Here is a 23,087-nt window from a genome sequence, read left to right on the forward strand (position 1 = left end):
TCGTCGGTGTGCTGACCCCCGAGCAGTGCCGGCAGACCGCTGTGTCGATCGCCGCCGCGCAGGAGCCCTCGGGAGCTATCCCCTGGTTTGCCGGAGGGCATACCGACCCGTGGGATCACGTGGAAAACGCCATGGCGCTCACCGCAGCGGGTTTACTGGAGCCGGCGCGCGCTGCGTTCGACTGGTGCCGCCGCACGCAGCGTCCGGACGGCTCCTGGCCGATCCAGATCCGGGCCGGCGTGGTCGAAGACGCCAACAGCGACAGCAACTTCTGCGCGTACATCGCCACCGGTGTGTGGCACCACGTCCTGGTGACCAGCGACCGCAGGTTCGCCGCCGCAATGTGGCCGGTAGTGCAGAAGGCGATCGACTTCGTCATCGACCTGCAGGTCGGTTACGGCGAGATCTGTTGGGCCCGAAGCGAAGCCGGGCCGCTGCCGGAGGCGCTGCTGACCGGCTGCGCCAGCATATTCCACAGCATCCGGTGCGCACTGGCACTGGCTGCTCTGATCGGAGAACCCCAGCCGGAGTGGGAACTGGCACTAGGCCGCCTGGGTCACGCGATCGTGGCCCATCCCGAGGCGTTCACTGAGAAGGACCGCTATTCGATGGATTGGTATTACCCGATCCTCGGAAGTGCGTTGCGCGGGCCGGTGGCTGCGGCGCGAATCCGCCAGCGCTGGGACGAATTCGTGGTGGGTGATCTCGGCATTCGTTGCGTAGTCGACCGGCCCTGGGTCACCGGTGCGGAAACCTGCGAATTGGTGATGGCGCTGGACGCGATCGGGCATCGGTCAGCAGCGCACCGGCAGTTCGGGGCAATGCAACACCTGCGCGAAGGTGACGGATCTTATTGGACTGGGCTGGTTTTCGCCGACGGGAAGCGGTGGCCAGAAGAGCGCACCACGTGGACCGGGGCGGCGATGATCCTTGCTGCCGATGCGTTGTCCGGAACAACGCCGGCCAGCGGGATATTCCGCGGGCACGCGCTGCCGGTGGGCCTGCAGACCGACTTCGACTGTGAATGCGTTACGGCCGGACCTGGGCGTTAGTCTCGACCGGTTCTCCGGCCTGGCCGGCCGTGCGTTCCAGCACCCGCAGCGACCCGGTTGCCCCGACCTCTTTGAATTGACCGGAAGCCAGTGCACGGCAATAGATCTGGTAGGGAGCGCGCCCCCCGTCGTTGGGGTCGGGGAACACATCGTGGATGACGAGACCGCCGCCGACCACCACCCATTTCGCCCATCCCTCGTAGTCGCGTGCAGCGGCAGCCTCGGTGTGACCGCCGTCGATAAACAGGAATTGCAGCGGCGCGGCCCAACCGCGGGCAACGATCGGCGATTTGCCGACGATAGCGACCACATGATCGTCAAGACCGGCGGCGTCCAAGGTGCGGCGGAACGTCGGTAATGTGTCGAAAAGCCCGGTTACCTCGTCGACAAGCGAGGTGTCGTGGAACTCCCACCCGGCCTGATGCTCTTCGGATCCGTGGTGATGGTCGATCGTGTAGAGCACGCTGGCGCTCTGTTGCGCGGCCGCCCCGAGTAGCAGTGCGGATTTGCCGCAGTACGTGCCGATCTCCACCCCTATTCCGCCGTCGAGATAGCGCCGCGCGGCGTCGTACAGCGCGTGTCCTTCATCGGCGGGCATGAACCCGCGCACCCGCTCGGCGAGCGCGAACAAACGCGCGGTGGAACCGGTGTCGTCATCGCTCATCATTGCAACTTATCCGGCACCCGCGAGATGCCGACAGCCTGGTCGCGGTACTTGCTGGCGCGGTGTCGGCAGAGGCCCTGCTGGACAGCCGTCCGGCTGTCCAGCAGGAACTCGCTCAGCCGTGCGGGGCTTCGGAGATCTTGCTGTCCGGCTTGCCCAGGGTCTGGCAGTAGGTCTGCGCCGACAGTCGGGTCGCGTTGATCTCCAAGGACGTCGGCTCGGCGCCGCTCTTGTCCTTGAGCATCTTGCTGACCTCTTCGCTCTGCTTCTTCTCGTCCTGTGTGGTGAAGTCTTTGCACTTGGTGTCGCCACCGGTATTGATCACCTTTGAAGCCGAACATCCGCTGAACATCAGTGCGGCAATGACAATCGCGGCAGGTGCGAGGGGTTTCATCACTAGCCCTTTCTACGGTCGGAGTCGTAGCTATCTATACACCGCAGCGCGCATTCCCAAACACGGTCGCAATTGCGGAGCGCGAGGCGAGCGGGGTTTATTTTTCCAGGGTGAACTGATTTACGTCTATATACCCGGTGCGGAAATGGTCAGCGCAGCCGGTCAGGTATTTCATGTACCGGTCATAGACCTCGTGGGACTGAATTGCGATCGCCTCGTCGCGTCGTGCCGCGAGGGCGGCCGCCCACAGGTCGAGGGTCTTGGCGTAGTGCTGTTGCAGCGACTGGCGTCTGGTCAGAGCGAAGCCCGCCGACTCCGAAAAGCCCGCCACCATATCGGTATCCGGCAACTGACCGCCCGGAAAGATCTCGGTGAGGATGAACTTCACGAACCGGATGTGGTTCATGGAGATGGGCAGACCGCTCTCGCTCAACTGCTCGCGGGTCAACCCGGTGATGGTGTGCAGCAGCATCACTCCATCGGCCGGCAGCAGTTTGTAGGCCAGCGAAAAGAAATCCTCGTAGCGATCGCGGCCGAAGTGCTCGAACGCGCCGATCGACACAATGCGGTCCACCGGCTCGGTGAACTGTTCCCAGCCTTGCAGCAGTACCTGACGGCTCCGTGTGGTGTCCAAGGCGTCGAATGTCTGCTGCACGTGCGCGGCCTGGTTCTTGGACAGGGTCAGGCCGATCACGTTGACGTCGTATTTCTCTATCGCACGGCGCATGGTCGCGCCCCAACCGCAGCCGATGTCGAGCAGCGTCATACCCGGTTGCAGGCCCAGCTTGCCCAGCGACAGATCGATCTTGGCGATCTGGGCCTCTTCCAGCGTCATGTCGTCTCGCTCGAAGTACGCGCAGCTGTAGGTCTGGGTCGAGTCCAGGAACAGCCGGAAGAATTCGTCGGACAGGTCGTAGTGTGCCTGCACATCGTCAAAGTGCGGCTTCAAATCCTGAGACAAGCGGGTCGTGCCTTTCGTGGCGCCTGGGTTACGACTGCTAGCCGGCGTCGCTCACACCGGCGGGTAACTAGTTCCCCGTCGGTGCCGCACGAAACACCCGCTGCGTCACACCGCGGTGAGTTTCGGGACCGCGGCGGGTCAATCCATCGACCGGACACAGCGCAGAAGAAGGTGGACCCATGCTTGATGCCAAGCCTCCGATCGTTGATCAGCAGACCTGGCGCGCACAGCTCGATGAGCTGCGCAGCCGCGAGAAGGCTGCAACGCGGGAATTGGATGCGATCGCCGCCCAGCGTCGCCGACTACCGATGGTGCAGCTGCCCGCCTACACATTGACCGGCGCCGACGGCCCGGTGCCGCTGGCTGAGGTGTTCGGCGGGCGTTCGCAGCTGATCGTCTACCACCACATGTGGTCGCCCGGTGCGGAATGGCAGTGCAGCGGATGCACGGGGTTCACGTCGCAATTCACGCGGCTCGAGTTTCTCGACAATTACGACGCGCGATTCGTCATCGTCACCAACGGCCCGATCGACGAGGCGCTGGAATACCGGCGCAAGGTCGGCAATCGGATGGAATGGTATTCGTCATCGGACAGCTCCTTTGGCGCCGACATGGACGCACCGGCCGGCGGCGGCTTCGCGGTCAATGTGTTCTTGCGCGACGGTGACACGGTGTACCGGACATGGCACACTAACGGCCGCGGAACCGAGCAGCTCAGCCATTCTTTCGCGTTGATCGACATCCTGCCGTGGGGGCGGCAGGAGGAATGGCTCGATTCACCGCCCGGTTGGCCGTCGAGGCCCACCTACTCCGGGTGGTCCGGCTCGCCCGATATCGCCCGTGCCTACGGACCGAAAGGGAATGATGACTAGCGAATGCTTCACGGTCACCCGAACCATTCAGGCCCCGCCGACGGCAATTTTCGCGATTCTGGCCGACCCGACCCGGCATAGCGACACGGAGCCCACCGACTGGGTCCGCGACGCCGTGGACGGCGAACCACTCACGGGCGCCGGCCAGATTTTCGCCATGAATATGTATCTCGAAGCGGCCGGCGGTGATTACGTCACCTACAACCTGGTCACCGAGTTTGCCAAGGACAAGGTCATCGCCTGGATGCCCGGCCGGATGGACGATACCGGCAAGCATGCCGCCGGTGGCTGGTTCTGGCGCTATGAACTGGACCCCGACGGCGATCGCACCGACGTCACGCTGACGTATGACTGGACGGCCACCCCGCAGGAGTTCCGGGACCAGATCGGCGGAATGCCGCCCTTTCCGCAGGAGTATCTGAGCGCTTCACTGGCCGGCCTGGAGCGCTCGGTCACGGGCTGACTCCGATTCGCTGCTCGAGTTCAGCGAAAGACCCACGCACCGCTTCGGGTTGCTCCATCCAGGGAAAGTGTCCCGCCTCAGGGATGACGCTCCACAGCACATTCTCGGTTTGAAAGGACGCTGTTCGCCACAACGATTGCGTGACGATCCGGTCTTCGGAGCCGCTGATGATCAGGGTTGGCAATGTCGACGGCCACCAGGCGAATTGGTAGTCGCGGTCGAAATGTTCTGCAGACCACTGCACCGCCGGGATGTTGTACGGCATGCGTCCCAGCAGCTCGGCGCCGGCGGCGACCGTGGCAGCGAGGAAATTCCACGGGGCGGATTGCACCGCCACCTCGCGCAGATTCTCCCGGGTGGGGTCCTTCGCGTAACGGGCGGTGGCGGCTTCGACGCCCGGCAGCGGATTATCGGCGGTCATCCGGTCGTAGAGCGGCATCCAGGATGCGTCGGGGGCGGTGCTGATCAACACCAGGCCATGAAGCACTTCGGCAAGAGCCGGCGTCGACAGCAGATATTCACCCCCGGTCGAATGCCCCACATAGATCGGGCGTTCGACGGCGCGCGACGCCTCGGCCAGCACCTCTGGCCACAGGCTGTAGGGATCGGCCGGTGCGCCGGGGGCATCGACGTTGGAACCGTCGCCCGGTAGGTCGACCAACCACGAGCATCCCGATACCGCGACCGCGTCGACAAGTTCCTGCAAGCTCTCCGAGCCGATCCCCGGGCCGCCGGGCAGGAAGAGCCAATTGGCGTCACCGCTGCGACGCCGGTACAGGCGCATGCGCACCCCGGACGCCGTCCACCGAACGTGCTCTGTCGTCATGGCCTCTGTCAGGTTGTGGGGCGAATCCACGGGTGCAAACTCGGCCCGAGATTACCCGCGTTCCTGTGCGCAAAGTCTTGACTGACTCCAGATAAGTGCGGAGTATGAGCATGTGTCCTCGGACCACGCCGAGCAGTTACGAATGGCCGATTTGCGGGTAACGCGGCCACGAATTGCAGTGATGGAGGCTGTTCATGCGCATCCTCACGCCGACACCGACACTATCTTCTCCGCGGTGCGACTCGGTCTGCCCGATGTGTCGCGACAAGCCGTCTACGACGTGCTGAATGCATTGACCGCGGCCGGCCTGGTACGGCGAATTCAACCATCCGGTCTGGTCGCGCGTTACGAATCGCGCGTCGGCGACAACCATCATCACGTCGTCTGCCGGTCCTGCGGGGTCATCGCCGACGTCGATTGTGCGGTCGGAGATACGCCGTGCCTAACGCCGTTGGACGACGGCAACGTGTTGGATGGGTTCGTCCTCGACGAGGCCGAAGTCATCTACTGGGGCTTCTGCCCTGACTGCTCAAGTACTGATTCCTGATCACAACCGTGATCACAGCCCGTTTCAGATAACCCGGAAGGAATGCTGTGTCATCCGATACATCCGATAGCCGACCTCCTCACGCCAGCGACTCGGCGAGCAAGAGCGAGAGCGAGAACCCGGCCATCCCCTCACCCACCCCGAAGTCAGACGCGCCGCGCACCAACCAGGACTGGTGGCCCAACCAGGTCGACGTGTCGAGGCTGCACCCGCACTCACCGCAGGCAAACCCGCTGGGTGACGGATTCGACTACGCCGCCGAGTTCGCCAAGCTCGACGTCGATGCGCTCAAGGCCGACCTGGTCTCAGTCATGACCACCTCTCAGGACTGGTGGCCGGCCGACTACGGCCACTATGGCGGCTTCTTCATCCGCATGAGCTGGCACGCGGCCGGCACGTATCGCATCTATGACGGCCGCGGCGGCGCGGGCCAGGGTTTGCAGCGATTCGCTCCGCTCAACAGCTGGCCGGACAACGCCAGCCTGGACAAGGCCCGCCGGTTGCTGTGGCCGGTCAAGAAGAAGCACGGAAACAAGATCTCCTGGGCCGACCTGATCGTCCTCGCCGGCAACGTGGCTCTGGAAGACATGGGGTTCCAGACGTTCGGCTTCGCCTTCGGCCGCGAGGACGTGTGGGAGCCGGAAGAGGTCCTGTTCGGCGAGGAAGACGAATGGCTGGGTACCAACAAGCGCTATTCGGGAGAACGTGACCTCGCGCAACCCTACGGGGCCACCACCATGGGGCTGATTTACGTCAATCCCGAAGGCCCGGAAGGCAAGCCGGACCCGATTGCCGCGGCCCGCGACATCCGCGAGACGTTCGGCCGGATGGCCATGAACGACGAGGAGACTGCCGCGCTGATCGTTGGGGGCCACAGCTTCGGCAAGACGCACGGTGCCAGCGCGGACCCCGTCGGCCCCGAGCCCGAGGGTGCGCCGATCGAGCAGCAGGGGCTGGGCTGGAAGAGCACGTTCGGCACCGGCAGCGGCAAGGACGCCATCACCAGTGGTCTGGAGGTGGTGTGGACGCCGACTCCGACGAAGTGGGACAACACCTTCCTCGAGACCCTGTACGGCTACGAGTGGGAACTGGTCAAGAGCCCGGGCGGCGCGTGGCAGTTCACCGCGAAGGACGGAGCCGGCGCGGGCACCATTCCCGACCCGTTCGGCGGGCCGGGCCGCAACCCGACGATGCTGGTCACCGACGTGTCGCTGCGCGAGGACCCGATCTATCGACAGATCACGCAGCGCTGGCTGGAGCATCCCGAGGAGCTGTCCGAGGCGTTCGCCAAGGCCTGGTACAAGCTGCTGCACCGCGACATGGGACCGGTCAGCCGCTACCTCGGCCCGTGGATTCCCGAGCCGCAGTTGTGGCAGGACCCGGTGCCGGCCGTCGACCACGAGCTGGTCGACGAGAGCGACGTCGCTTCGCTCAAGGCCAAGGTGCTTGAGTCCGGCCTGTCGGTTCAGCAGTTGGTGAAGACGGCCTGGTCGGCGGCGGCCAGCTACCGCAACACTGACAAGCGAGGCGGCGCCAACGGGGCCCGGCTGCGTCTGGAACCGCAGAAGAGCTGGGAGGTCAACGAACCCTCCGAGCTGGACAAGGTGCTGCCGGTCCTCACCAAGATCCAGCAGGACTTCAATAGTTCGGCGTCCGGCGGCAAGAAGATCTCGCTGGCTGACGTGATCGTGCTGGCCGGATCCGCGGCAGTGGAGAAGGCGGCCAAGGACGCGGGCTATGAGATCTCGGTGCACTTCGCGCCCGGCCGTACCGACGCCACCCAGGAGAACACCGACGTGGAGTCGTTCGCCGTACTGGAACCGCGCGCTGACGGTTTCCGGAACTACGTCCGTCCCGGAGAGAAGGCTCCGGTCGAGCAACTGCTGTTGGAGCGGGCCTACCTGTTGGGTGTGACGGGTCCGGAGTTGACGGTGCTCATCGGTGGGTTGCGTGCCATCGGCGCCAACCACGGCGGCAGCAAGCACGGCGTGTTCACCGACAAGACCGGTGTGTTGACGAATGACTTCTTCGTCAACCTGCTCGATATGGGCACCGAGTGGAAGCCATCGAAGAACAGTGAGAACGTCTACGAGGGCCACGACCGGTCAACCGGCGAACTCAAGTGGACGGCGACCGCGAATGACCTTGTCTTCGGGTCGAATTCGGTGCTGCGTGCGCTGGCTGAGGTGTACGCCCAGGATGACAACCACGGGAAGTTCGTGGAGGACTTCGTCGCGGCCTGGGTCAAGGTGATGAACAACGACCGGTTCGATCTGAAGTAGTCCGCATCGGTCTGACGGCACCCCGCGAGCCAGGCGCACGCGGGGTGTTCGTCATTTCAGCGGACCCTCAGGCGGCCTTCAGGCCGGGAGGGTGACGACGATCGAGTCGCCACCAGGCTGCCACGCCGTGGTGAAGGTGGCGATCGAAACCTGCTCGTCCGCGCGATCGGCTCCGGGGTCGTTGAGGTGAACCACTTCCGCGTTGGTATCGATCCCGGTGACGACAAGGAAGTGATCGGCCGCGGTGCGCTGGTCGCTGGTGTTCCAGATGACCGCGGAATTGACCCACGCAATGATCTTGCGATCGTCGGTGAGGTACCGCTCCAGCGCAGGCAGTCCGGTTTGTTCGGGATGCGTTGTGGCGTTGGTCATCACGGACTTGATGCCGTAGTGCTCGAGAAGAACCACCTCGTCCGCCATCTCGATGCCACCGGTGCCGTTCGCGTGACTCGGGTCGTTCACCGGCGCATAGATCGGACCGGGGTTGGTTCCCGAGGGCGTATTGACTGCCAATGCGATGATCTGCTGCTCGGTCGGTGCGTGCCCGGTGATCTGCCCCACCACGTCGGCGACCGACACGAGCCCGCAGTTGTCTTCGAGAGACTGCTGTTGCCAGTACTTGGCGGCCGCGGCGGGGTCACCGTACACACCCGTCCGGCTCACGCTGCTCGACGTGGTAGGTCGCGTCACCGGTGTGCTGGTGGATATGGCGGTCGCCACCGGCGAGTGCGGCAATTCCTTGCTCGCCGGCGTGCTGCACGCCGAGATTGCGATAACGCCGATCGAGCCGATCAGCGCAATTAACGGGCGAGATCCCATTGCCCGTAGTCGGCGGCCAGAACATCGTCGATGTCGATCTGGGTTCCGGCCAGCAGCGGTCCGTTGACGACACCCTGATAGAGCACCGCGGCCGGTTCACGATCCCCGTTCGACCAGGACCTGGTCTGCCAGGCCCATCGGTGGCCCGGCGTCGTCGAGTTCCCGATTACGTTGTCGTTGATGGCCCACCCGCAAGCACGGGAATGCCCGTAGATCCCGGTGCGCCCCACGCCGAGCACCGAGTTGATGCCCCGGAACCACGGCAGCGCAAGGCTATTCCAGGTGCCCTGGTCGATGTTGTCGTCGACGCTGAAGAAGATCGGCGCCGAGGCCCCTCCCCCGGCAGCGTTGTGCAGGGCCAGTGCTGTCTGTGCATCGGCCACTCCGCCGTCATAGCCACGGGTGAAATCTGAAGGCGCCGACCCGCCCGGCTTGCCGTACTGAAAGTTACTGACGATATGCAGACCCGCCGCACGCAACGCATCGGCGTACTGACGGGTGATCGGCTTGGCTTCGAAGTTCATTCCCGGCCGCGACTCAGACACGTAGTTCACGACGCCCTCATAGCCGGCCGCTTTGATCTCGTCCGGAGGGATTCTCTGCAAGGCGAAGTCGATCAGCTGACCGCTGCCGGCGGAGGCTCTGGGCGCCCCGGCCGTCGCTGCGAGCGCACCGAGCAGAACCGGTGCGAGGGCGTAGCTGAACGCTGCGCGCCTGGACAGCTCGCGGGGACCGCCGGATGAAGCAGAATCGGGCACGGCGCGATGGTAGCAACCGCATGTTTGCGATCGTCGAGAATTCATTCCGATCCCAGCTGGCGGAGCCGCCGGTGACATCGACAAACTGGCCGGCGGGCCCGAATTGAGCGCCTATCGGTCGCCGATTTCGCCGCGCAGGCAGCCGAAAATCAGCCGCGGCCAGGTGCCCGTTCACGGCGTGCGGCGCGACGACGAATACCGGGACGGCCACGTACTCAGGCCGTCCACGTGCCGATCAATGAATTGACCCGTGCCGCCACTGGTTTCGGGACATGAGCACGTCACGGAGCAGGTCGGCGCGGTCGGTGATGATGCCGTCCACTCCCATGTCGAATAGTGCGGTCATCTCCGCTGGGTCGTCGACCGTCCAGGCGTGCACCTGACGGCCCATCTCGTGCGCCGTGCGCACCAGGGCCGGAGTGATGACGGGCACCAATCCGAGTCGCGACGGGAGCTGCAGGCAGTCGCTGTCGCGCATGAGCCGATAGGCATACCCCTGGTCGCGTCGTGTCCGGGCCGCCAAAATCGCCAGAAATGCACCGGTTCCCGCCGCGCTGGCGACCCTTCTCGACAGCAACCGCAAGGCTCGCCGGCGCCGGCGCTCGGAGAACGATGTCACCAGCACCCGGGCGTGTGCGTTCATTCGCTCGATGACGTCGACCGTAGGTTCCACGGCCGAACCAACCTTGATATCGATGTTGACCCGGATGTCGGGATGAGCGGTCAGCAGATCTTCCAGAGTGGGTATGGCCTCTCCGCCGCCCAGATCTGCAGAACGCACATCACGCCAGTCCAACTCGTCAACCGCACCCCGGACGCCGCAGGAGTCGTCGAGTCGCCGGTCATGCAGAACCACTGCGACGCCGTCGCGGGTCGCTCGTACGTCTGTCTCGATGTACCGAAACCCGAGCTGGACTGCCTCCTGGAAGGCGGCCATGCTGTTCATCGGATACTTGAACGACGTAAAACCCCTGTGCGCCATTGCGATTGGGCCCCCGTCGCGAAGAAACTCCACAACCGGGGGTTCGTCATCGTCCACCAGGTAAGTATCACCACCGAGGGGCGAAAGGCCAGCCGCCCTCTGGGCCGATTACACATAATCGCTAAGCAGCGCGCGACCGGACATCACTCGCTACCATCATGTGCTGTGCGCCGACTAGTTGCTCGACGATCGGTAGGACTCGTTCCGAAAGCGATGGTGACTGCTGCCGCGCTGCTATTCGCCGGCTTGGTGTTGCCGGCCGGTGCTCCCGGCGGGGCCGGATCGGCTGTCGCCGCGAACTGCCCGCAGGTGGAGGTCGTCTTCGCCCGCGGCCGCTTCGAATCGGCGGGGCCCGGCGCCCTCGGCAATGCGTTCATCAACTCGCTGAGCTCGAAGATCGGCGGCCGGAGCATGGGCACCTACGCCGTGAAGTACCCGGCCGACACCGAGGTCGACATCGGCGCCAACGACATGAGCCGCCACATCCAGTACATGGTCAACAACTGTCCCAACACCCGGCTCGTGCTGGGCGGCTACTCCCTGGGTGCGGCGGTCACCGACGTCGTGCTCGCGGTGCCCCTATCCGCGTTCGGTTTCGACAGCCCGCTTCCTGACGGAGCCGATCAGCACATTGCCGCGGTCGCACTGTTCGGCAACGGAAGCCAATGGGTCGGACCCATCACCAATTTCAGCCCGCTCTACAACGACCGGACCATCGAGCTCTGCCACGGTGCCGACCCGATCTGCAACCCCGCCGATCCGAACACCTGGAAGGACAACTGGCCGCAGCACCTGGCCAGCGCGTACATCCAGGCCGGGATGGCAAACCAGGCCGCGGATTTCGTCGCCGGCAAGCTGTAGCTCGCTACCTGCTCTTCTGTCGCCGCCTGACGGGACGCCCCCGCGGCTGCAGAAGTTGCGCTGCAGGCAGATACCCCCGCAGACCTGCCAACGCGGGCACCCGTGCCTGCGCAACGATGATCCGCCGCATCCTGCGCGCGACCACCAGCACCACCAGGCCGGCGGTGAGTCTGCCCAGATAGAGGCGAGACGTCCGCGTCCGCCAGGTCGGGGGTCTGGATCCCGAGCGCCGCCCGAAGTGATATCCGGTGCACAGGGCCGAGAAGAGGGCGAGCCCGATCAGCACCGTCATGGAGAGAAGCCTGCTGCCCCGCCGTCGCGGTTGGGTCACGCGGGAGCTACGCCTCGGCCAACAAATCACTGCCGCCGGCAGACGCTCGGCCTGCGGCGATGACGGATCTCAATAAAAATCAGGCTGAGAATTAAGTTTATTCAGCGACGCCGGGGATCTGCGATCACACAGCGGGGAGATATGTTCATCGTGAGTTTTAAGGGAGGGCGTGGGTATTCATATGATTAGCGGGCGTTTTAGTATTTAGCGACGCTCGGCGCTCGTGTTAGTTCGCTCGGTTCGGTGACCGGCGCCGGCGGTCAGCGGCACACGCAGCAATTCACCACCTTCTCATCGCTGCGGCGCGACGGGCGCCCGGATCTGTGCGTGCCAAGGGCCGGGAAGGGTCGCCCGAAGTCTCGTCTGTGACGCGAAAAGCTCAGTCTTGTAAATCATTTCGCAGCTTTACCAGAGTCTGGACGGCTGCGATTGCGGGGTCCCTGCCGAGTCGGAAGGGCCGTTTCGGGGTGCCGCACGGGCGAGCGCGGCGATTATGTCGTCTCTTACTGCACGGATGCTGCGCAGATTTTATGAAGATGATGTGACTAAAAATCAAGGTGAATGTTGGCTAAACATCAAGATCAGGGTCCATTCGGCGGGGTTAGCCACATTGAACCGGTGATGCAACGCTCAATACCGTACCGGGATAACGGCAACACGTTGATGTGTTGAGCTCGCGACCCACAGCCTGTTCGGAGGAATCGATGTCTTTTGTACGCACTTACCCGGAGCACCTGGCTGCTGCGGCGAGCAACCTGCAATCGCTCGGCGCCGCATTGAACGTGGGGAACGCGGCTGCCGCTGCCCCCACGACGGGTGTCTTGCCCGCGGCGGCCGACGATGTGTCGATTCTGACGGCTGCACAGTTCGCCACCCATGCCGCGCGGTTCCAGGAGCTGCAGGCGCGGGCCGCGCAAATCCAGGCGGCGCTGGCAGCGACGCTCGGGACCAGCGCAGGTTCCTACGCAGCGACCGAAGCGGCCAACGCGGCCTCGGTCTGAGCGCTCGCCAGAGACTAGGGGAAACAAAGTAATGGCTGACTACGGCCTGTTGCCGCCTGAGATCAACTCCGGACTCATATACGCCGGCCCGGGAGCGGGTTCGCTGCTTGCCGCAGCGTCGGCATGGAGTGGACTGGCCGCCGACCTGCAAGAGGCCGCGTCCGGCCACCGCTCGGTTATCACCGCGCTGACCAGCGGTCCGTGGCTGGGACCGGCAGCGGCGTCGTTGACAGCCAGCGTCAGTCCCTTCCTCGCCTGGCTGGACAACAGTGCCGAGCAGGCCGCGGAGGCAGCAAGTCAGGCAACCGCTGCGGTGACCGCCTACGAGACGGCCTTTGCCGCCAGCGTTCCTCCTCCGCTGATTGCGGCCAACCGGGCCCTGCTGCAAGAGCTCATCGCGTCCAACCTGCTCGGCCAGAACAGTTCGGCGATCTCCACACTCGAGGCGCAGTACGCCGAGTTCTGGGCTCAGGACTCCGGGGCGATGTACAGCTACGCAGGCAGCGCCGCGGCGGCCACCAAGCTCGCGGAGTTGCCCGCACCGGCCGAGGTGGTTGATCCCTACGGACTGGCCGACCAGGCCATCGCGGTGTTCAAGGCCCAGTACAACTCCGGCTACACCAACGTGATGAACGTGGCGTCGCAGGTCAACCCGAGGGTCTCCGATGTGCTGAAGACGCTGTCCAGCCCGATCAACGGCACGGCGATCGACCAGTTCCTGGTGGCGAACACGCCGTTGGACGACGTCGTCTCGCTGTACAGCAAGTACCTCTCGCCGTACGTCAACTCACTTGCGGCGATGATCCAGTCCACGCAGTCGTTCGGCCAGGTCAGTAACGGTCTGACCGCCATGGCCAACTTCGCCAAGCCCGCGGCGGCAGCGGCCAAGGCGGCAGAAGGCGCAGCGTCGGCCGCCGGCGCGGCCGCAGCCGGCGCCGGCCAGTCCGCCGCGGGTGCCGCCGGCAGTCTCGGAGGCGTGGCAGCGGGCCTCGGTAAGGCGATTCCGATCGGCGGTCTGTCGGCCCCGGCGAACTGGGTGCCGTGGCACGCCACCACTAACCCGGGAATTGCCAGCGCGATCCCGGCCGCCGCCGAGAGCAACAGCTTCCCGATGGCCCCGCCGTTCGGGCAGTTCTTTAACGGCGGCTACGGCCGCAATCAGCCGACCTACGGGTTCAAGCCGTCGGTCATGGCAAAGCCGCCGGCTGCGGGCTGACGGCTACAGCATCCCAGCAATGGTTGATTACGGCATATTGCCGCCCGAGGTGAATTCGGGCCGCATATACACCGGTCCGGGGGCGGGCCCCATGCTGGCTGCCGCAGCGGCATGGAGTGGACTGGCCGCCGACCTGCAAGCCGCAGCGTCGGGCCATCGATTGGTCATAGCGGAACTGACCAGCGGGCCATGGCTTGGCCCCTCATCGGCGGCGATGCTCACGGCGGCGACTCCTTTCGTCGCGTTCCTGGACAGCAGCGCCGCGGAGGCCGAGCAGGCGGCAAGCCAGGCATTCGCGGCAGCCGCGGCCTACGAGGCGGCCTTTGCGGCGTCGATCCCACCACCGGTGATCGCGGCCAACCGCGCACTCCTGGCGGTGCTGGTCGCAACCAACTTTCTGGGGCAGAACACCCCGGCTATCGCCGCGACCGAAGCGTTGTACGCGGAGTTCTGGGCCCAGGACGCCGCGGCCATGTACAACTACGCCGGCAGCGCGGCGGCGGCGACCCAGTTCGGGGAGTTGCCGGAGCCGGCCGAGGTGGCCGACCCGTACCAGCTGGTCGACCAGGCCATCGCGGCCTTCGAAGGTCAGTACAACAACGTGTTCAGCAACATGATGAACGTTGGCTCGCAACTGAATCCGCGAGTGGCCGACGTGCTCAAGACCCTGTCCACGCCGATCAACAGCACCGCGATCGACCAATGGCTGATTGCGAACACGCCGCTGGACGACATCGTTCCGCTATACAGCAAGTACCTCTCCCCCTACGTCTCGACCATCACAGCGGTATTCCAGTCGGGTCAGGCTTTCGGGCAGGCAAGCAGCGGTTCCATCGCCATCACCAACTTCATGAACAACCTGGCCCCCGCTGCCAAAGCGGTCGAAGGCGCGGCGCAGGCCGCTGGCGCGGCCGGCGCCAACCTCGGGACGAAGGTCGGCAGCGTGACCGCGGGCCTGGGCAGGGCGGTCCCGCTCAGTGGCCTGTCGGTGCCGGCGAGCTGGACTCAATCGGTGGGCGCGGCAACGGGTCAGGGAGCGACCGCTATCGGCAACGCCACCGCGATCCCCGCCGCGGCCGAGGGTGCTGTCGCCGCCGGGAATACCCCGGTAGCCCCGCCGTTCGGGCAGTTCTTCAATGCCGGAAGCGGTCGCAAGACGCCCGCATACGGGCACCGGTTGACGTTCATGACCAGGCCACCGGCCGCTGGATAGGGGCTTGTGAATTTCGGGAATTTTCGAAGGTCTCGCCGTGGCTGCTAGGGTGCCTTGCTAATGCCCGAGATTGATCGTCGCCGCATGCTTGTGATGACGGGCCTGCTGACTGGTGCGGCCGCGCTTGGCGCGGCCCCCGCTCCGAAGGCCGGCGCAGCTCCCAGCGGTGCAACAGGCCCGTACATCTTCCACGACGAGTTCGACGGGCCGGCCGGTTCCGCGCCCGACCCGGCGAAATGGACGGTGTCCAAGGCCCGCGAGACCATCAAGGACCCGACCTACTGGGAACTCCCCGAACATGTCGGCCAATACCGCGACGACCGGCAGAACGTCTTTATCGACGGAAACTCGAACCTCGTCATCCGCGCCGCAAAAGACGGTCCCACGTATTACGGGGGCAAGGTCTTCAGTCCGTGGCAAGGCGGCATCGGCCACACCTGGGAAGCCCGCATCAAGTTCGACTGCCTGACGCCGGGCGCCTGGCCGGCGTTCTGGTTGTCCAGCGACGCGCAAGGCGAGATCGACATCGTCGAGTGGTACGGCAACGGCAGCTGGCCCTCGGCCACCACCGTCCACGCCAAGGCCAACGGGTCGGAGTGGAAAACCCACAACATCGCCCTGGACAGCGCATGGCATACCTGGCGGGTCCAGTGGGACGACGCCGGGATGCGCTTCTGGCAGGACTACTCCGAGGGTGCGCAACCGTATTTCACCGTCGCGGCCAACTCACTGCCGGACTGGCCGTTCAACAACCCGGGTTACCAGGTCTTTCCGATTCTGAACCTCGCGGTCGCCGGCTCCGGCGGCGGCGATCCCGGCCCGGGCAGCTATCCCGCGCAGATGCTCGTCGATTACGTGCGGGTCTGGTAGCACTACAGTTCGGGCATGAACGCCGCCCCAGGGCCGCTGATCACGCGTTACTCCCAGCGTTTCGGCGGGGTGCACGTGGGCCACTCGGTGTCCTCGCCGCTGGGCGCCTGGCTGTTGCTCGCGCTGGCTGCGCCGCTGGCCAAGGGCCCGGTCCGCAGGGACCTCGAGGACATTCTGGGTGTCGACGTCAAGCGCGCCCGACGGGCGCTGGATGAACTGCTCGACGATCCGCCGGAGGTTATTCGCAGTGCGCTGGCCGTGTGGGGCGTGCCCGCTTGGCCCACCGAGCTGCCCGCCGCGGTGGAGACGGGACCGGTGCCCACTCAGGCGCAAGCCGACGCATGGGCGCGCGATCACACCGACGGAATGATCGACCGCTTCCCCGTCGACGTTTCGGAGATGACCGCGGTGCTGGCCAGCGCGCTTGCCACCCGCATCGCCTGGGCGCGACCTTACGACGTCACCGATGCCGCGGAATTACGATCACCCTGGGGTGAGCAGGTCGCCGAGGCGCTCGCCGGCGCAGACGGATACCTCACCGACGTCGCTGGGCTGGGCACTGTTGCGGTGCACTCCGCCGTCGGCGGCGGTTGCCTGCAGGTGACGTCGGTGATTGCCGACCCAAAGGCCTCGGCGCAGGCAGTGCTTGCTGCCGCCCACGACATCGCGTGGAGACAGGCCACCGGGTCGAGCGTGCGCCGGGCGAAACTCGCCGATCTTCCACTCGGCGAAGGTCAGTTCTGGACCGTCACCGAGGAGCGCCGACCGGGGGGAGATCAGGTGCGGGTGGTGTTGCCGGCCTGGCAGGCCTCCTCGAACCACGATCTGACGGCCGATCCCGGCCTCGGGTTCGGCGCGCTGGGGCGAGCGCTGGCAGCGGCTTTGCCCGCGGTCCCGGAAATTCAAGCTCGCCAGTCCGCCGTCGCCCGTTACAACCGGTGGGGTTTCGAGGCGGCCGCGGTCACCGCCGTCGCACTGCGCAGCGCGATGCTGCCGACGGGCATGTCACGCACCGCAACGCTGCGCTTCGGCCATCCCTTTGCCGTAGTGGCCAGCGTCGGCAAGCGCCCCGGTCGTCCCCGTCGCGATCCGTGGGCCGGGGTACCGGTCTTCGCGGCGTGGGTCGCCGAACCCGCCGACGTCGACGCCAGTCCCCCCCGTTAGCCGGCCGCTATTCGGGTTTCTGTCGCCACTCGCTGATCTTGCGGCCCAGGGAATCGGCCGCGCTCGTCGCAGCCCGGCCGACTCCGTCGACGAGGCCACCCAGTCCGTCGCGAATACCTTTGATCAGCGGGTCGTCGGACTGGTCGAAGCCATCCTTGTAGTGCCGGGCGGCTTCACCGACGTCATCCGCGAACGAGAAGCCGTCGTCGTCGGCTCGTCGCGGGTAGTCCCCCGACATCACCTTGGCGTAGCCACCGGTATCCACCCACTGCGTCAGCGCGGCGGCCCGCAACACTGAAAACGGATGCGTCTGCAGCTCCAGATTGAGCAGCTTGAGCACCCCGTCTCGCATGTCCCCCGTCTTTTCGTACTCCCGGGCCTGGGCGAGGAACGCTTGCGAGTCCAGCTTGTCCAGGCGGTTTCCGCCCGCGAGCTTCATCTCCACCCGTATCGCCGTGTCCAGATCCTGGCAGCACAACAGGCCGGCACGGTCACCGGACAACTCGGACTTGCGCTGCCACTCCAGCAGGGCCGCCACGATGGCGCGCAGCGCCCAGCCGCCGATGGGCATGAAACCGAACGACCCGGCCAGCCGCATGAGATGCATCATCATCGTGCGGTAGATCGCGTGCCCCGACAGCGCGTGGCCGAGCTCGTGCCCCACCACGAAGCGCATCTCGTCATGTGTCATCAGGTCGTACAGTCCGGAGGTGATGACGATGAACGGACGGTCCATCCCGATCGTGTAGGCGTTGGCGATCGGTGACTGCGTCACGAAGAGTTCCGGCTTTTCAGGCGCGTCCAAGACGTTCACACACTCCTCGAGCAGTGCATCGAGGTCGGCGAACTGGCGCGGGCCCACGCGCGCGCCGCTGGCCAGGTACAGCAGCCGGTGCTGGCGTTCGCGCAGCATCCCGGACAGCAGCTTCAGAATCTGGTCGAACCCCTTGAGCCGGCGCAGCGCCGACAGCGCGGTGCGGTCGGCGGGATGCTCCCATGCCCGTGAGCTGATCTCCGGAAAAACGGCCCGCGTTGAGGCAGGTGTTTGAGACATGCTGGTCCCCTCGCTGTCCGTATCAGGATAAGGGGACCGCGCTTAGATAATTCGGCAGCAAAACATCCGCACGCGGTGAGAGTGCGTGCGGATGGTTTGCGTTCGATTCAGTAGCGGAGTAGGCCGATTGCGGTGCAGAAACGCTAAGCGGGGGCGTCGGCGGTGGAGTACCGGCCAAAGTCGCTGTGTTCGGCGGAGACTGCGCCGCCCATCGCCGCGGCACGCTGCCTGGCGATATAGGCGGGGTGGCGACGCATCGCCTCTTGGAGCTGACGTTCTCGCCTGTGAGCTGCCGTCCAAATCGGATGGGATTGGAGATAAATAACGTTCGCCTCTGATTCACTCGCCACGATTGTCAACTCCTCTCCGACTTACTGCGCGAAAGCTGCAACCACGGGGTTCGCAACTCTGTTCCTGAGGATGCCCAGCAAAGCTGTGACCTAACCGTGTCCTTAGATGAGAATTTGCCGTGAATTCGAAACCGTGCGATGACCTGCGTCACATATCCCCGGCGTCAGCTCACCGAGCCAGCAGCGCGACCGCGCTCCACGGTCGGCTGCCGGGCCGTCGCGGATCTGGTTGCGGTAGCCAGGCGAAGACCCGCATGAACATCGGCAAGCGGTGGAAGCGCCGCGCGGCGGTGAATAGCGATTCGGAGTCGACGACGCGCCACCCCAATTGCTCGAAATAGGCCAAGCCGTTCTCCGGCGCGAATTTGAACGGGGCATTCTGCAGCAGTCCGGACATCTTCTGGTTCATCATCTGCTTGAGGCCGGGACCCGCGAAATCCAGCATCCACCAGCCCACCTCCGGTCTGGCGAGTGCGGCTGACAGAGCCCGGACATCGCCCTCGTCGAGATACATCAACAGGCCTTCGGTCAGCACCAGGGCTTTTTCGGCTCCATCGAGGGCTTCGTTGAAGAAGGCGTCGCGAGCAGCAGGGTCGGCGAGGTCGACCGCAGTCCGCGTCAAGCGGCATCGCGGTTCCTGATCGGCCAGTAGTTGCGTCTTCTCGTCGAGAAGTTGCGGCAGGTCTGCCTCCACCCAGGTGAGATGCGCCGGTAACGGCAGTCGATAAGGACGGGTGTCCAATCCGGCGGCCAGGTTCAGCACCCGGTCACAACCGTCGTTTATGGCCTGCAAGATCGCGTCGTCGATGATCTTCGTGCGCGCGACCAGCCACCAGCCGTTGCGAGTCGAGCGTGGAACGTGGGACACGATCGCGCGGCCCTGCTCGCCGGCAAGGCGTTCGGCTAGCGGGTCTTTGAACAGCGAGTCCGGGCGCGCTGACTCGGTGGCCCGATGCAATGCCGTCCACCGGGCGGTATCGGAGACATGGGTGATGACGTGTTCGGTACCTGCCATACCTGGGTTATAGCAGCGGCCACCGACAGGACGGGTTCTTCCATGTCGCGCCGATCCGGGGTCGGGTACGGTTCGCTCATGGCCGACCGAAACCGCCGCTTTCTTCTGCACGAACGTCCGACCGGACGGATCGGGCCCACCACATTCGAACTCAGCGAGGCGCCGATCCCCGAGATCGGCGACGGTGAGGCACTGGTCCGCGTCGACTGGATCTCGCTGGACCCGACCAACCGCATGTGGATCACCGACACGCCGACCTACCTGCCCCCGGTCGGGATCGGCGAGGTCATGCGGGCCGGCGGTGTTGGCGAGGTGATCGAGTCGAAAAATTCGAATTACCCGGTGGGCCAGACAGTTCAGGGGTTGCTCGGCTGGCAGGAATACGTCGTGGCATCCGATCAGAACCCGCTGATGCCGGTCCAGGTCGCCGAGGGCGTCTCGCCGAGTGCCTACATGGGCGCGCTCGGCATGACGGGACTGACCGCGTGGATCGGTATCCGCGACATCGGCAAGCCCAAGCCGGGCGAGACGGTCGTCGTCTCGGCCGCGGCCGGCGCGGTCGGCTCGGTGGCCGGCCAACTGGCCAAGGCCGACGGCGCGCGCGTCGTCGGGATCGCCGGCGGCCCGGAGAAGTGTGCACTGTTGACCGAGGCGACGTCGACTTCGAGAACGTCGGTGGCAACATCATGGACGCGATCTTCGCCCGCCTGAACATCAATGCGCGCGTCGCCCTGTGTGGCCTGATCTCGGGCTACAACGAGGCCGATCCGCCGCCGGGTCCGCGGGCATTCGGCAACCTGCTCATTCAGCGCGCCACGGTGCAGGGGTTCATCGTCTTGGACCACTTCGGTCGGGCGCCCGAAGCCATCAGCGAGATCGCCGGCTTGATCGGCGAGGGCAAGCTCAAGCCGCTGGAAACCGTGGTTGAAGGCTTCGAGCAGCTGCCGACGGCCATCAACATGCTGTTCGACGGCAAGAACGTCGGCAAGCTGATGGTCAAGGTCACTTAACCGCGACTCGCAGCAGGGCGGCTCAAGTAGCTGTCGATGAATTCGTGCAGGGCGGGCGCCAGATCCGACACGGTTGAGCCGTGCAGCTTGGCCAGCAGGATCAGGCCCTGATAGTGCGCGAACAACGCGTGAGCCAATCGGTCAGGATCGACGTCGGCACGTAGCGTCCCGTCCGCGGCAGCGTCTCGGCAGATGCCGGCGAGGTGGCCTTCGAGTGCGGCCAGTCGCCCGGCCAAGTGGCCACGAACGGCTTCGTCAGTGGTGGACAACTCCGCCGCCAGGTTGCCGAATGGGCACCCGACGAACCTCCCGAACTGACCGTGCAATCCGGTCTGAATACCCGCGATCGCATCCGGAATGGCCAACAGCCGCTCGGCCGGGCTGGTTCCCGGCCTGGCGGACAGGCGAGCCTGAAACACCCCCAGGTGCAGGTCGACAACCGCCTTCGCCACCTCTGCTTTCGAAGAGAAGTAGTGGTAGAAGCTGCCTTTGCGGACATCGGCCACCGCGCACAATTCCTCCACCCCCACGTCGTGGTAGCTGCGCTCGAGGAACAGGCGCGCCGCCGTGGACACGATGCGGTCCCGGGCATCCGAAGTTCGGGGCATGGTCCCAGGATACCGAATAGTTGACTGGTCGGTCAAAACACGGTTACGTTGAGGTCCGACCCACGATTGATTGGAGATCGCCGCGATGAGTCCCCGCCCCGAGATTTTCCGCACCCCCGACGAGCGCTTCGAGAATCTACCGGGGTACAGCTTTGCGCCGAACTACCTTGAGGTCGACGGGTTGCGGATGCACTATCTCGACGAAGGACCGCGCGACGGCACGCCCGTCGTGTGCTTCCACGGCGAACCCAGCTGGGCCTTCCTGTACCGCAAGATGCTCCCCCCGCTGGTCGCGGCCGGACGCCGCGTCATCGTGCCCGACCTGGCCGGCTTCGGCCGCTCGGACAAGCCCACCGACCGCCGGTGGTACACCTACGACCGCCACAGCGATCTGGTCGCGAAAGTGCTGAGCTCTTTGGACCTGCATGACGCGACCGTAGTGGTGCAGGACTGGGGGGGCCCGATCGGGTTGCGGTGGGCAACGGAGAATTCCGAACGGGTCCAGGCGCTGATGATCATGAATACCGGACTGTTCACCGGCAACGTGTCCAAGGGTTTCATGGCGTGGCGCAACTTCGCGGAGAAGAATCCGGATCTGCCGGTGGGGTTTGTCATCCAGAGTGCCACCACAACCCAGTTGCCCGACGACATCGTGGCCGCCTACGACGCACCGTTCCCCACCACGGAGTCCAAAGCCGGAGCGGCCCAGTTCCCCCTGCTGGTTCCCATCACCGAGGACGCGCCGGGCACCGAAAAGATGCGGGCCATCACCGATGACCTCTCGCGGTGGAATAAGCCTGCGCTGGTTGCCTTTTCGGACTCGGATCCGGTCTTCCCCTACCCGAAGGCCGGGCAGCTGTTCTGCGATCTGATCCCCACCGCCGGTGAGCAGGTGCGGATCGAAGGTGCCGCGCACTTTCTGCAGGAGGATCGCGGAGAGCAACTGGCCGAGGTCCTGCTCTCCCGGCTCGCGACGACGAACGCGTAAGCCCTACACCGTCGCGACGACCAGGACCTTCGAACAGTCGCGAGGGTCGACGCGTACCGGGACCCGGGCGCCGATCGCGATGTGCGGTGCCGACGACAGCTCCAGGGCTACGCGACGGATGGCCCGGAACGTTTCGCGGTCGGGCATTTCGACGTCGAGCTCGAGTTCGTGCCAGCGGCCCAACGAAGTGGTGGCGACGTTCTCGCGGATTCCCACAATGGTGGCTACGCCAGCGATTCCGTCGCGCTGCAGCCGTTCCCGTTCGGCGTTGAGCGCGGTGAGTTCGGCGAGAGTGTCCGCCGCCTGCTGTTTGTCGGATCGCCGGACCCGCTGACCCGCGCTGGCCTTTCGCGCACGCTGGAACCAATTCACCGGCTCAGCGTACGACGAATTGAGTTACTGCCGAACCGAGTTGGGATTTGTGTCGATATTTTTGCGGTCAGCTCTGGGAAATATCCGGCCGATCGACTAGCGTGCCCTCATGTTTCGCATGACCGTCCAGGATGTCTTCGCGATCAAGGGGCGGGGCACGGTGGCAACAGGCCGGGTCGAGTCCGGGCAACTGAGGGTCGGCGATCAGGTACGGATCAACGACGGTCCGCCGGTGCGGGTCGATGCGATCGAGGCGTTTCGCAAGAAGTTGGATACCGCGTCGACCGGCGAGAATATCGGGATCCTGCTTCGCGGACTGAGTAAGAGCGACCTGGCAGCGGGTGATGTGCTCACCGCGGGTAGCGTGTATCTCGCCTAGCACGAATACTCAACTGCTTCAACAGCATTGCGCAC

24 protein-coding genes and 1 pseudogene are annotated in these 23,087 nt (G+C 65.1%); 14 read left to right on the forward strand and 11 right to left on the reverse strand.

The genetic code is table 11. From position 1 onward, the window contains the following. The first annotated feature begins 8 nt into the window (after positions 1-8). Positions 9-1,052: a prenyltransferase gene (locus QXK92_RS03460; RefSeq protein ID WP_306244172.1), complete on the forward strand. Its 1,044-nt coding sequence runs from the start codon at positions 9-11 to the stop codon at positions 1,050-1,052. On the opposite strand, the gene QXK92_RS03465 is transcribed toward QXK92_RS03460, so the two are convergent. The 3 genes from QXK92_RS03465 to QXK92_RS03475 all read right to left on the reverse strand — a co-directional run bounded on the left by QXK92_RS03465 (position 1,030) and on the right by QXK92_RS03475 (position 3,071). Continuing rightward, positions 1,030-1,716, reverse strand: a complete 687-nt coding sequence (locus QXK92_RS03465; RefSeq protein WP_306240265.1) for a class I SAM-dependent methyltransferase — start codon at positions 1,714-1,716, stop codon at positions 1,030-1,032. The genes QXK92_RS03460 and QXK92_RS03465 overlap by 23 nt on opposite strands. 115 nt (positions 1,717-1,831) lie before the next feature. Next, positions 1,832-2,110 carry a hypothetical protein gene (locus QXK92_RS03470; RefSeq protein WP_306240266.1) on the reverse strand — a complete coding sequence of 93 codons (279 nt, stop codon included), beginning with the start codon at positions 2,108-2,110 and terminating at the stop codon, positions 1,832-1,834. A 97-nt stretch (positions 2,111-2,207) separates the two neighbouring features. Beyond that, positions 2,208-3,071 carry a cyclopropane mycolic acid synthase family methyltransferase gene (locus QXK92_RS03475; protein WP_306240267.1) on the reverse strand — a complete coding sequence of 288 codons (864 nt, stop codon included), beginning with the start codon at positions 3,069-3,071 and terminating at the stop codon, positions 2,208-2,210. Between the two features lie 179 nt (positions 3,072-3,250). Between QXK92_RS03475 and QXK92_RS03480 the strand changes: the two genes are divergently transcribed. Beyond that, a complete protein-coding gene (locus QXK92_RS03480) occupies positions 3,251-3,943 on the forward strand; it encodes a DUF899 family protein (protein WP_306240268.1) in 693 nt (230 codons plus the stop codon). Next, positions 3,933-4,406, forward strand: coding sequence for an SRPBCC family protein (locus QXK92_RS03485; RefSeq protein WP_306240269.1), 474 nt, complete (start codon positions 3,933-3,935; stop codon positions 4,404-4,406). Before QXK92_RS03480 ends, QXK92_RS03485 begins: the two co-directional genes overlap by 11 nt. On the opposite strand, the gene QXK92_RS03490 is transcribed toward QXK92_RS03485, so the two are convergent. Then, entirely contained in the window at positions 4,396-5,232 is an 837-nt protein-coding gene (locus QXK92_RS03490) for an alpha/beta fold hydrolase (RefSeq protein WP_306240270.1), read from the reverse strand. The genes QXK92_RS03485 and QXK92_RS03490 overlap by 11 nt on opposite strands. Before the next feature lie 142 nt (positions 5,233-5,374). On the opposite strand from QXK92_RS03490, the gene QXK92_RS03495 reads away from it, so the two are divergent. Next, positions 5,375-5,779 (forward strand): Fur family transcriptional regulator, encoded by a 405-nt coding sequence (locus tag QXK92_RS03495; protein WP_371934265.1) that lies wholly within the window; start codon positions 5,375-5,377, stop codon positions 5,777-5,779. Between the two features lie 47 nt (positions 5,780-5,826). Then, positions 5,827-8,061 (forward strand): catalase/peroxidase HPI, encoded by a 2,235-nt coding sequence (gene katG, locus QXK92_RS03500; RefSeq protein ID WP_306240272.1) that lies wholly within the window; start codon positions 5,827-5,829, stop codon positions 8,059-8,061. 78 nt (positions 8,062-8,139) lie between these two features. Here katG and QXK92_RS03505 read toward each other — a convergent pair whose 3' ends face one another. The 3 genes from QXK92_RS03505 to QXK92_RS03515 all read right to left on the reverse strand — a co-directional run bounded on the left by QXK92_RS03505 (position 8,140) and on the right by QXK92_RS03515 (position 10,653). Continuing rightward, positions 8,140-8,880 carry a C39 family peptidase gene (locus QXK92_RS03505; RefSeq protein WP_306240273.1) on the reverse strand — a complete coding sequence of 247 codons (741 nt, stop codon included), beginning with the start codon at positions 8,878-8,880 and terminating at the stop codon, positions 8,140-8,142. Continuing rightward, entirely contained in the window at positions 8,862-9,683 is an 822-nt protein-coding gene (locus QXK92_RS03510; RefSeq protein WP_371934488.1) for a DUF1906 domain-containing protein, read from the reverse strand. The genes QXK92_RS03505 and QXK92_RS03510 overlap by 19 nt, the downstream gene beginning before the upstream one ends. Positions 9,684-9,873: 190 nt before the next feature. Beyond that, positions 9,874-10,653, reverse strand: a complete 780-nt coding sequence (locus QXK92_RS03515) for a glycerophosphodiester phosphodiesterase family protein (RefSeq protein ID WP_306244173.1) — start codon at positions 10,651-10,653, stop codon at positions 9,874-9,876. A gap of 180 nt (positions 10,654-10,833) precedes the next feature. Between QXK92_RS03515 and QXK92_RS03520 the strand changes: the two genes are divergently transcribed. The 6 genes from QXK92_RS03520 to QXK92_RS03545 all read left to right on the forward strand — a co-directional run bounded on the left by QXK92_RS03520 (position 10,834) and on the right by QXK92_RS03545 (position 17,276). Further along, entirely contained in the window at positions 10,834-11,481 is a 648-nt protein-coding gene (locus tag QXK92_RS03520) for a cutinase family protein (protein WP_306240276.1), read from the forward strand. Positions 11,482-12,516: 1,035 nt separating this feature from the next. Then, on the forward strand, positions 12,517-12,813 hold the full coding sequence (locus tag QXK92_RS03525) for a PE family protein (RefSeq protein WP_306240278.1): 297 nt from the start codon (positions 12,517-12,519) through the stop codon (positions 12,811-12,813). A 31-nt stretch (positions 12,814-12,844) separates the two neighbouring features. Then, complete coding sequence (locus QXK92_RS03530) at positions 12,845-14,029, forward strand: PPE family protein (protein WP_306240279.1); 1,185 nt, start codon at positions 12,845-12,847, stop codon at positions 14,027-14,029. A gap of 19 nt (positions 14,030-14,048) precedes the next feature. Beyond that, positions 14,049-15,242, forward strand: a complete 1,194-nt coding sequence (locus QXK92_RS03535; RefSeq protein ID WP_306240280.1) for a PPE family protein — start codon at positions 14,049-14,051, stop codon at positions 15,240-15,242. A 60-nt stretch (positions 15,243-15,302) separates the two neighbouring features. Continuing rightward, positions 15,303-16,112 (forward strand): glycoside hydrolase family 16 protein, encoded by an 810-nt coding sequence (locus QXK92_RS03540; protein ID WP_306240281.1) that lies wholly within the window; start codon positions 15,303-15,305, stop codon positions 16,110-16,112. Positions 16,113-16,127: 15 nt separating this feature from the next. Beyond that, complete coding sequence (locus QXK92_RS03545; protein WP_306240282.1) at positions 16,128-17,276, forward strand: hypothetical protein; 1,149 nt, start codon at positions 16,128-16,130, stop codon at positions 17,274-17,276. Between the two features lie 7 nt (positions 17,277-17,283). Here QXK92_RS03545 and QXK92_RS03550 read toward each other — a convergent pair whose 3' ends face one another. Together QXK92_RS03550 and QXK92_RS03555 are read right to left on the reverse strand one after the other, a co-directional pair. Beyond that, positions 17,284-18,330 (reverse strand): M48 family metallopeptidase, encoded by a 1,047-nt coding sequence (locus QXK92_RS03550; RefSeq protein WP_306240283.1) that lies wholly within the window; start codon positions 18,328-18,330, stop codon positions 17,284-17,286. A 519-nt stretch (positions 18,331-18,849) separates the two neighbouring features. Beyond that, positions 18,850-19,695 carry an SAM-dependent methyltransferase gene (locus tag QXK92_RS03555; protein WP_306240284.1) on the reverse strand — a complete coding sequence of 282 codons (846 nt, stop codon included), beginning with the start codon at positions 19,693-19,695 and terminating at the stop codon, positions 18,850-18,852. 78 nt (positions 19,696-19,773) lie between these two features. Here QXK92_RS03555 and QXK92_RS03560 point away from each other — a divergent pair. After that, a pseudogene (locus QXK92_RS03560) lies at positions 19,774-20,705 on the forward strand (NADP-dependent oxidoreductase). On the opposite strand, the gene QXK92_RS03565 reads toward QXK92_RS03560, so the two are convergent. Then, positions 20,702-21,313, reverse strand: coding sequence for a TetR/AcrR family transcriptional regulator (locus QXK92_RS03565; RefSeq protein WP_306240285.1), 612 nt, complete (start codon positions 21,311-21,313; stop codon positions 20,702-20,704). The pseudogene QXK92_RS03560 and the gene QXK92_RS03565 overlap by 4 nt on opposite strands. Positions 21,314-21,398: 85 nt before the next feature. On the opposite strand from QXK92_RS03565, the gene QXK92_RS03570 reads away from it, so the two are divergent. Continuing rightward, positions 21,399-22,301 carry a haloalkane dehalogenase gene (locus tag QXK92_RS03570; protein WP_306240286.1) on the forward strand — a complete coding sequence of 301 codons (903 nt, stop codon included), beginning with the start codon at positions 21,399-21,401 and terminating at the stop codon, positions 22,299-22,301. Positions 22,302-22,304: 3 nt separating this feature from the next. Here QXK92_RS03570 and QXK92_RS03575 read toward each other — a convergent pair whose 3' ends face one another. Beyond that, entirely contained in the window at positions 22,305-22,673 is a 369-nt protein-coding gene (locus tag QXK92_RS03575; RefSeq protein ID WP_306240287.1) for a hypothetical protein, read from the reverse strand. A gap of 109 nt (positions 22,674-22,782) precedes the next feature. On the opposite strand from QXK92_RS03575, the gene QXK92_RS03580 reads away from it, so the two are divergent. Then, complete coding sequence (locus tag QXK92_RS03580; protein ID WP_306240288.1) at positions 22,783-23,052, forward strand: EF-Tu/IF-2/RF-3 family GTPase; 270 nt, start codon at positions 22,783-22,785, stop codon at positions 23,050-23,052. The last annotated feature ends 35 nt before the right edge of the window (positions 23,053-23,087 follow it).

Origin of the sequence: Mycobacterium sp. TY815 (assembly GCF_030755135.1) — a bacterium.
Lineage (GTDB): Bacteria > Actinomycetota > Actinomycetes > Mycobacteriales > Mycobacteriaceae > Mycobacterium.

Bases quoted from the DNA above. Each gene is read 5' to 3' on its own strand.
- QXK92_RS03480 (WP_306240268.1), top strand. From the start codon at position 3,251: ATGCTTGATGCCAAGCCTCCGATCGTTGATCAGCAGACCTGGCGCGCA.
- QXK92_RS03555 (WP_306240284.1), bottom strand. From the start codon at position 19,695: ATGGCAGGTACCGAACACGTCATCACCCATGTCTCCGATACCGCCCGG.
- QXK92_RS03470 (WP_306240266.1), bottom strand. From the start codon at position 2,110: ATGAAACCCCTCGCACCTGCCGCGATTGTCATTGCCGCACTGATGTTC.
- QXK92_RS03535 (WP_306240280.1), top strand. From the start codon at position 14,049: ATGGTTGATTACGGCATATTGCCGCCCGAGGTGAATTCGGGCCGCATA.
- QXK92_RS03580 (WP_306240288.1), top strand. From the start codon at position 22,783: ATGTTTCGCATGACCGTCCAGGATGTCTTCGCGATCAAGGGGCGGGGC.
- QXK92_RS03540 (WP_306240281.1), top strand. From the start codon at position 15,303: ATGCCCGAGATTGATCGTCGCCGCATGCTTGTGATGACGGGCCTGCTG.
- QXK92_RS03545 (WP_306240282.1), top strand. From the start codon at position 16,128: ATGAACGCCGCCCCAGGGCCGCTGATCACGCGTTACTCCCAGCGTTTC.
- QXK92_RS03565 (WP_306240285.1), bottom strand. From the start codon at position 21,313: ATGCCCCGAACTTCGGATGCCCGGGACCGCATCGTGTCCACGGCGGCG.
- QXK92_RS03550 (WP_306240283.1), bottom strand. From the start codon at position 18,330: ATGTCTCAAACACCTGCCTCAACGCGGGCCGTTTTTCCGGAGATCAGC.
- QXK92_RS03490 (WP_306240270.1), bottom strand. From the start codon at position 5,232: ATGACGACAGAGCACGTTCGGTGGACGGCGTCCGGGGTGCGCATGCGC.
- QXK92_RS03525 (WP_306240278.1), top strand. From the start codon at position 12,517: ATGTCTTTTGTACGCACTTACCCGGAGCACCTGGCTGCTGCGGCGAGC.
- QXK92_RS03465 (WP_306240265.1), bottom strand. From the start codon at position 1,716: ATGAGCGATGACGACACCGGTTCCACCGCGCGTTTGTTCGCGCTCGCC.
- QXK92_RS03495 (WP_371934265.1), top strand. From the start codon at position 5,375: ATGGCCGATTTGCGGGTAACGCGGCCACGAATTGCAGTGATGGAGGCT.
- QXK92_RS03505 (WP_306240273.1), bottom strand. From the start codon at position 8,880: ATGGGATCTCGCCCGTTAATTGCGCTGATCGGCTCGATCGGCGTTATC.
- QXK92_RS03570 (WP_306240286.1), top strand. From the start codon at position 21,399: ATGAGTCCCCGCCCCGAGATTTTCCGCACCCCCGACGAGCGCTTCGAG.
- QXK92_RS03485 (WP_306240269.1), top strand. From the start codon at position 3,933: ATGATGACTAGCGAATGCTTCACGGTCACCCGAACCATTCAGGCCCCG.
- QXK92_RS03510 (WP_371934488.1), bottom strand. From the start codon at position 9,683: ATGAATTCTCGACGATCGCAAACATGCGGTTGCTACCATCGCGCCGTG.
- QXK92_RS03530 (WP_306240279.1), top strand. From the start codon at position 12,845: ATGGCTGACTACGGCCTGTTGCCGCCTGAGATCAACTCCGGACTCATA.
- QXK92_RS03520 (WP_306240276.1), top strand. From the start codon at position 10,834: ATGGTGACTGCTGCCGCGCTGCTATTCGCCGGCTTGGTGTTGCCGGCC.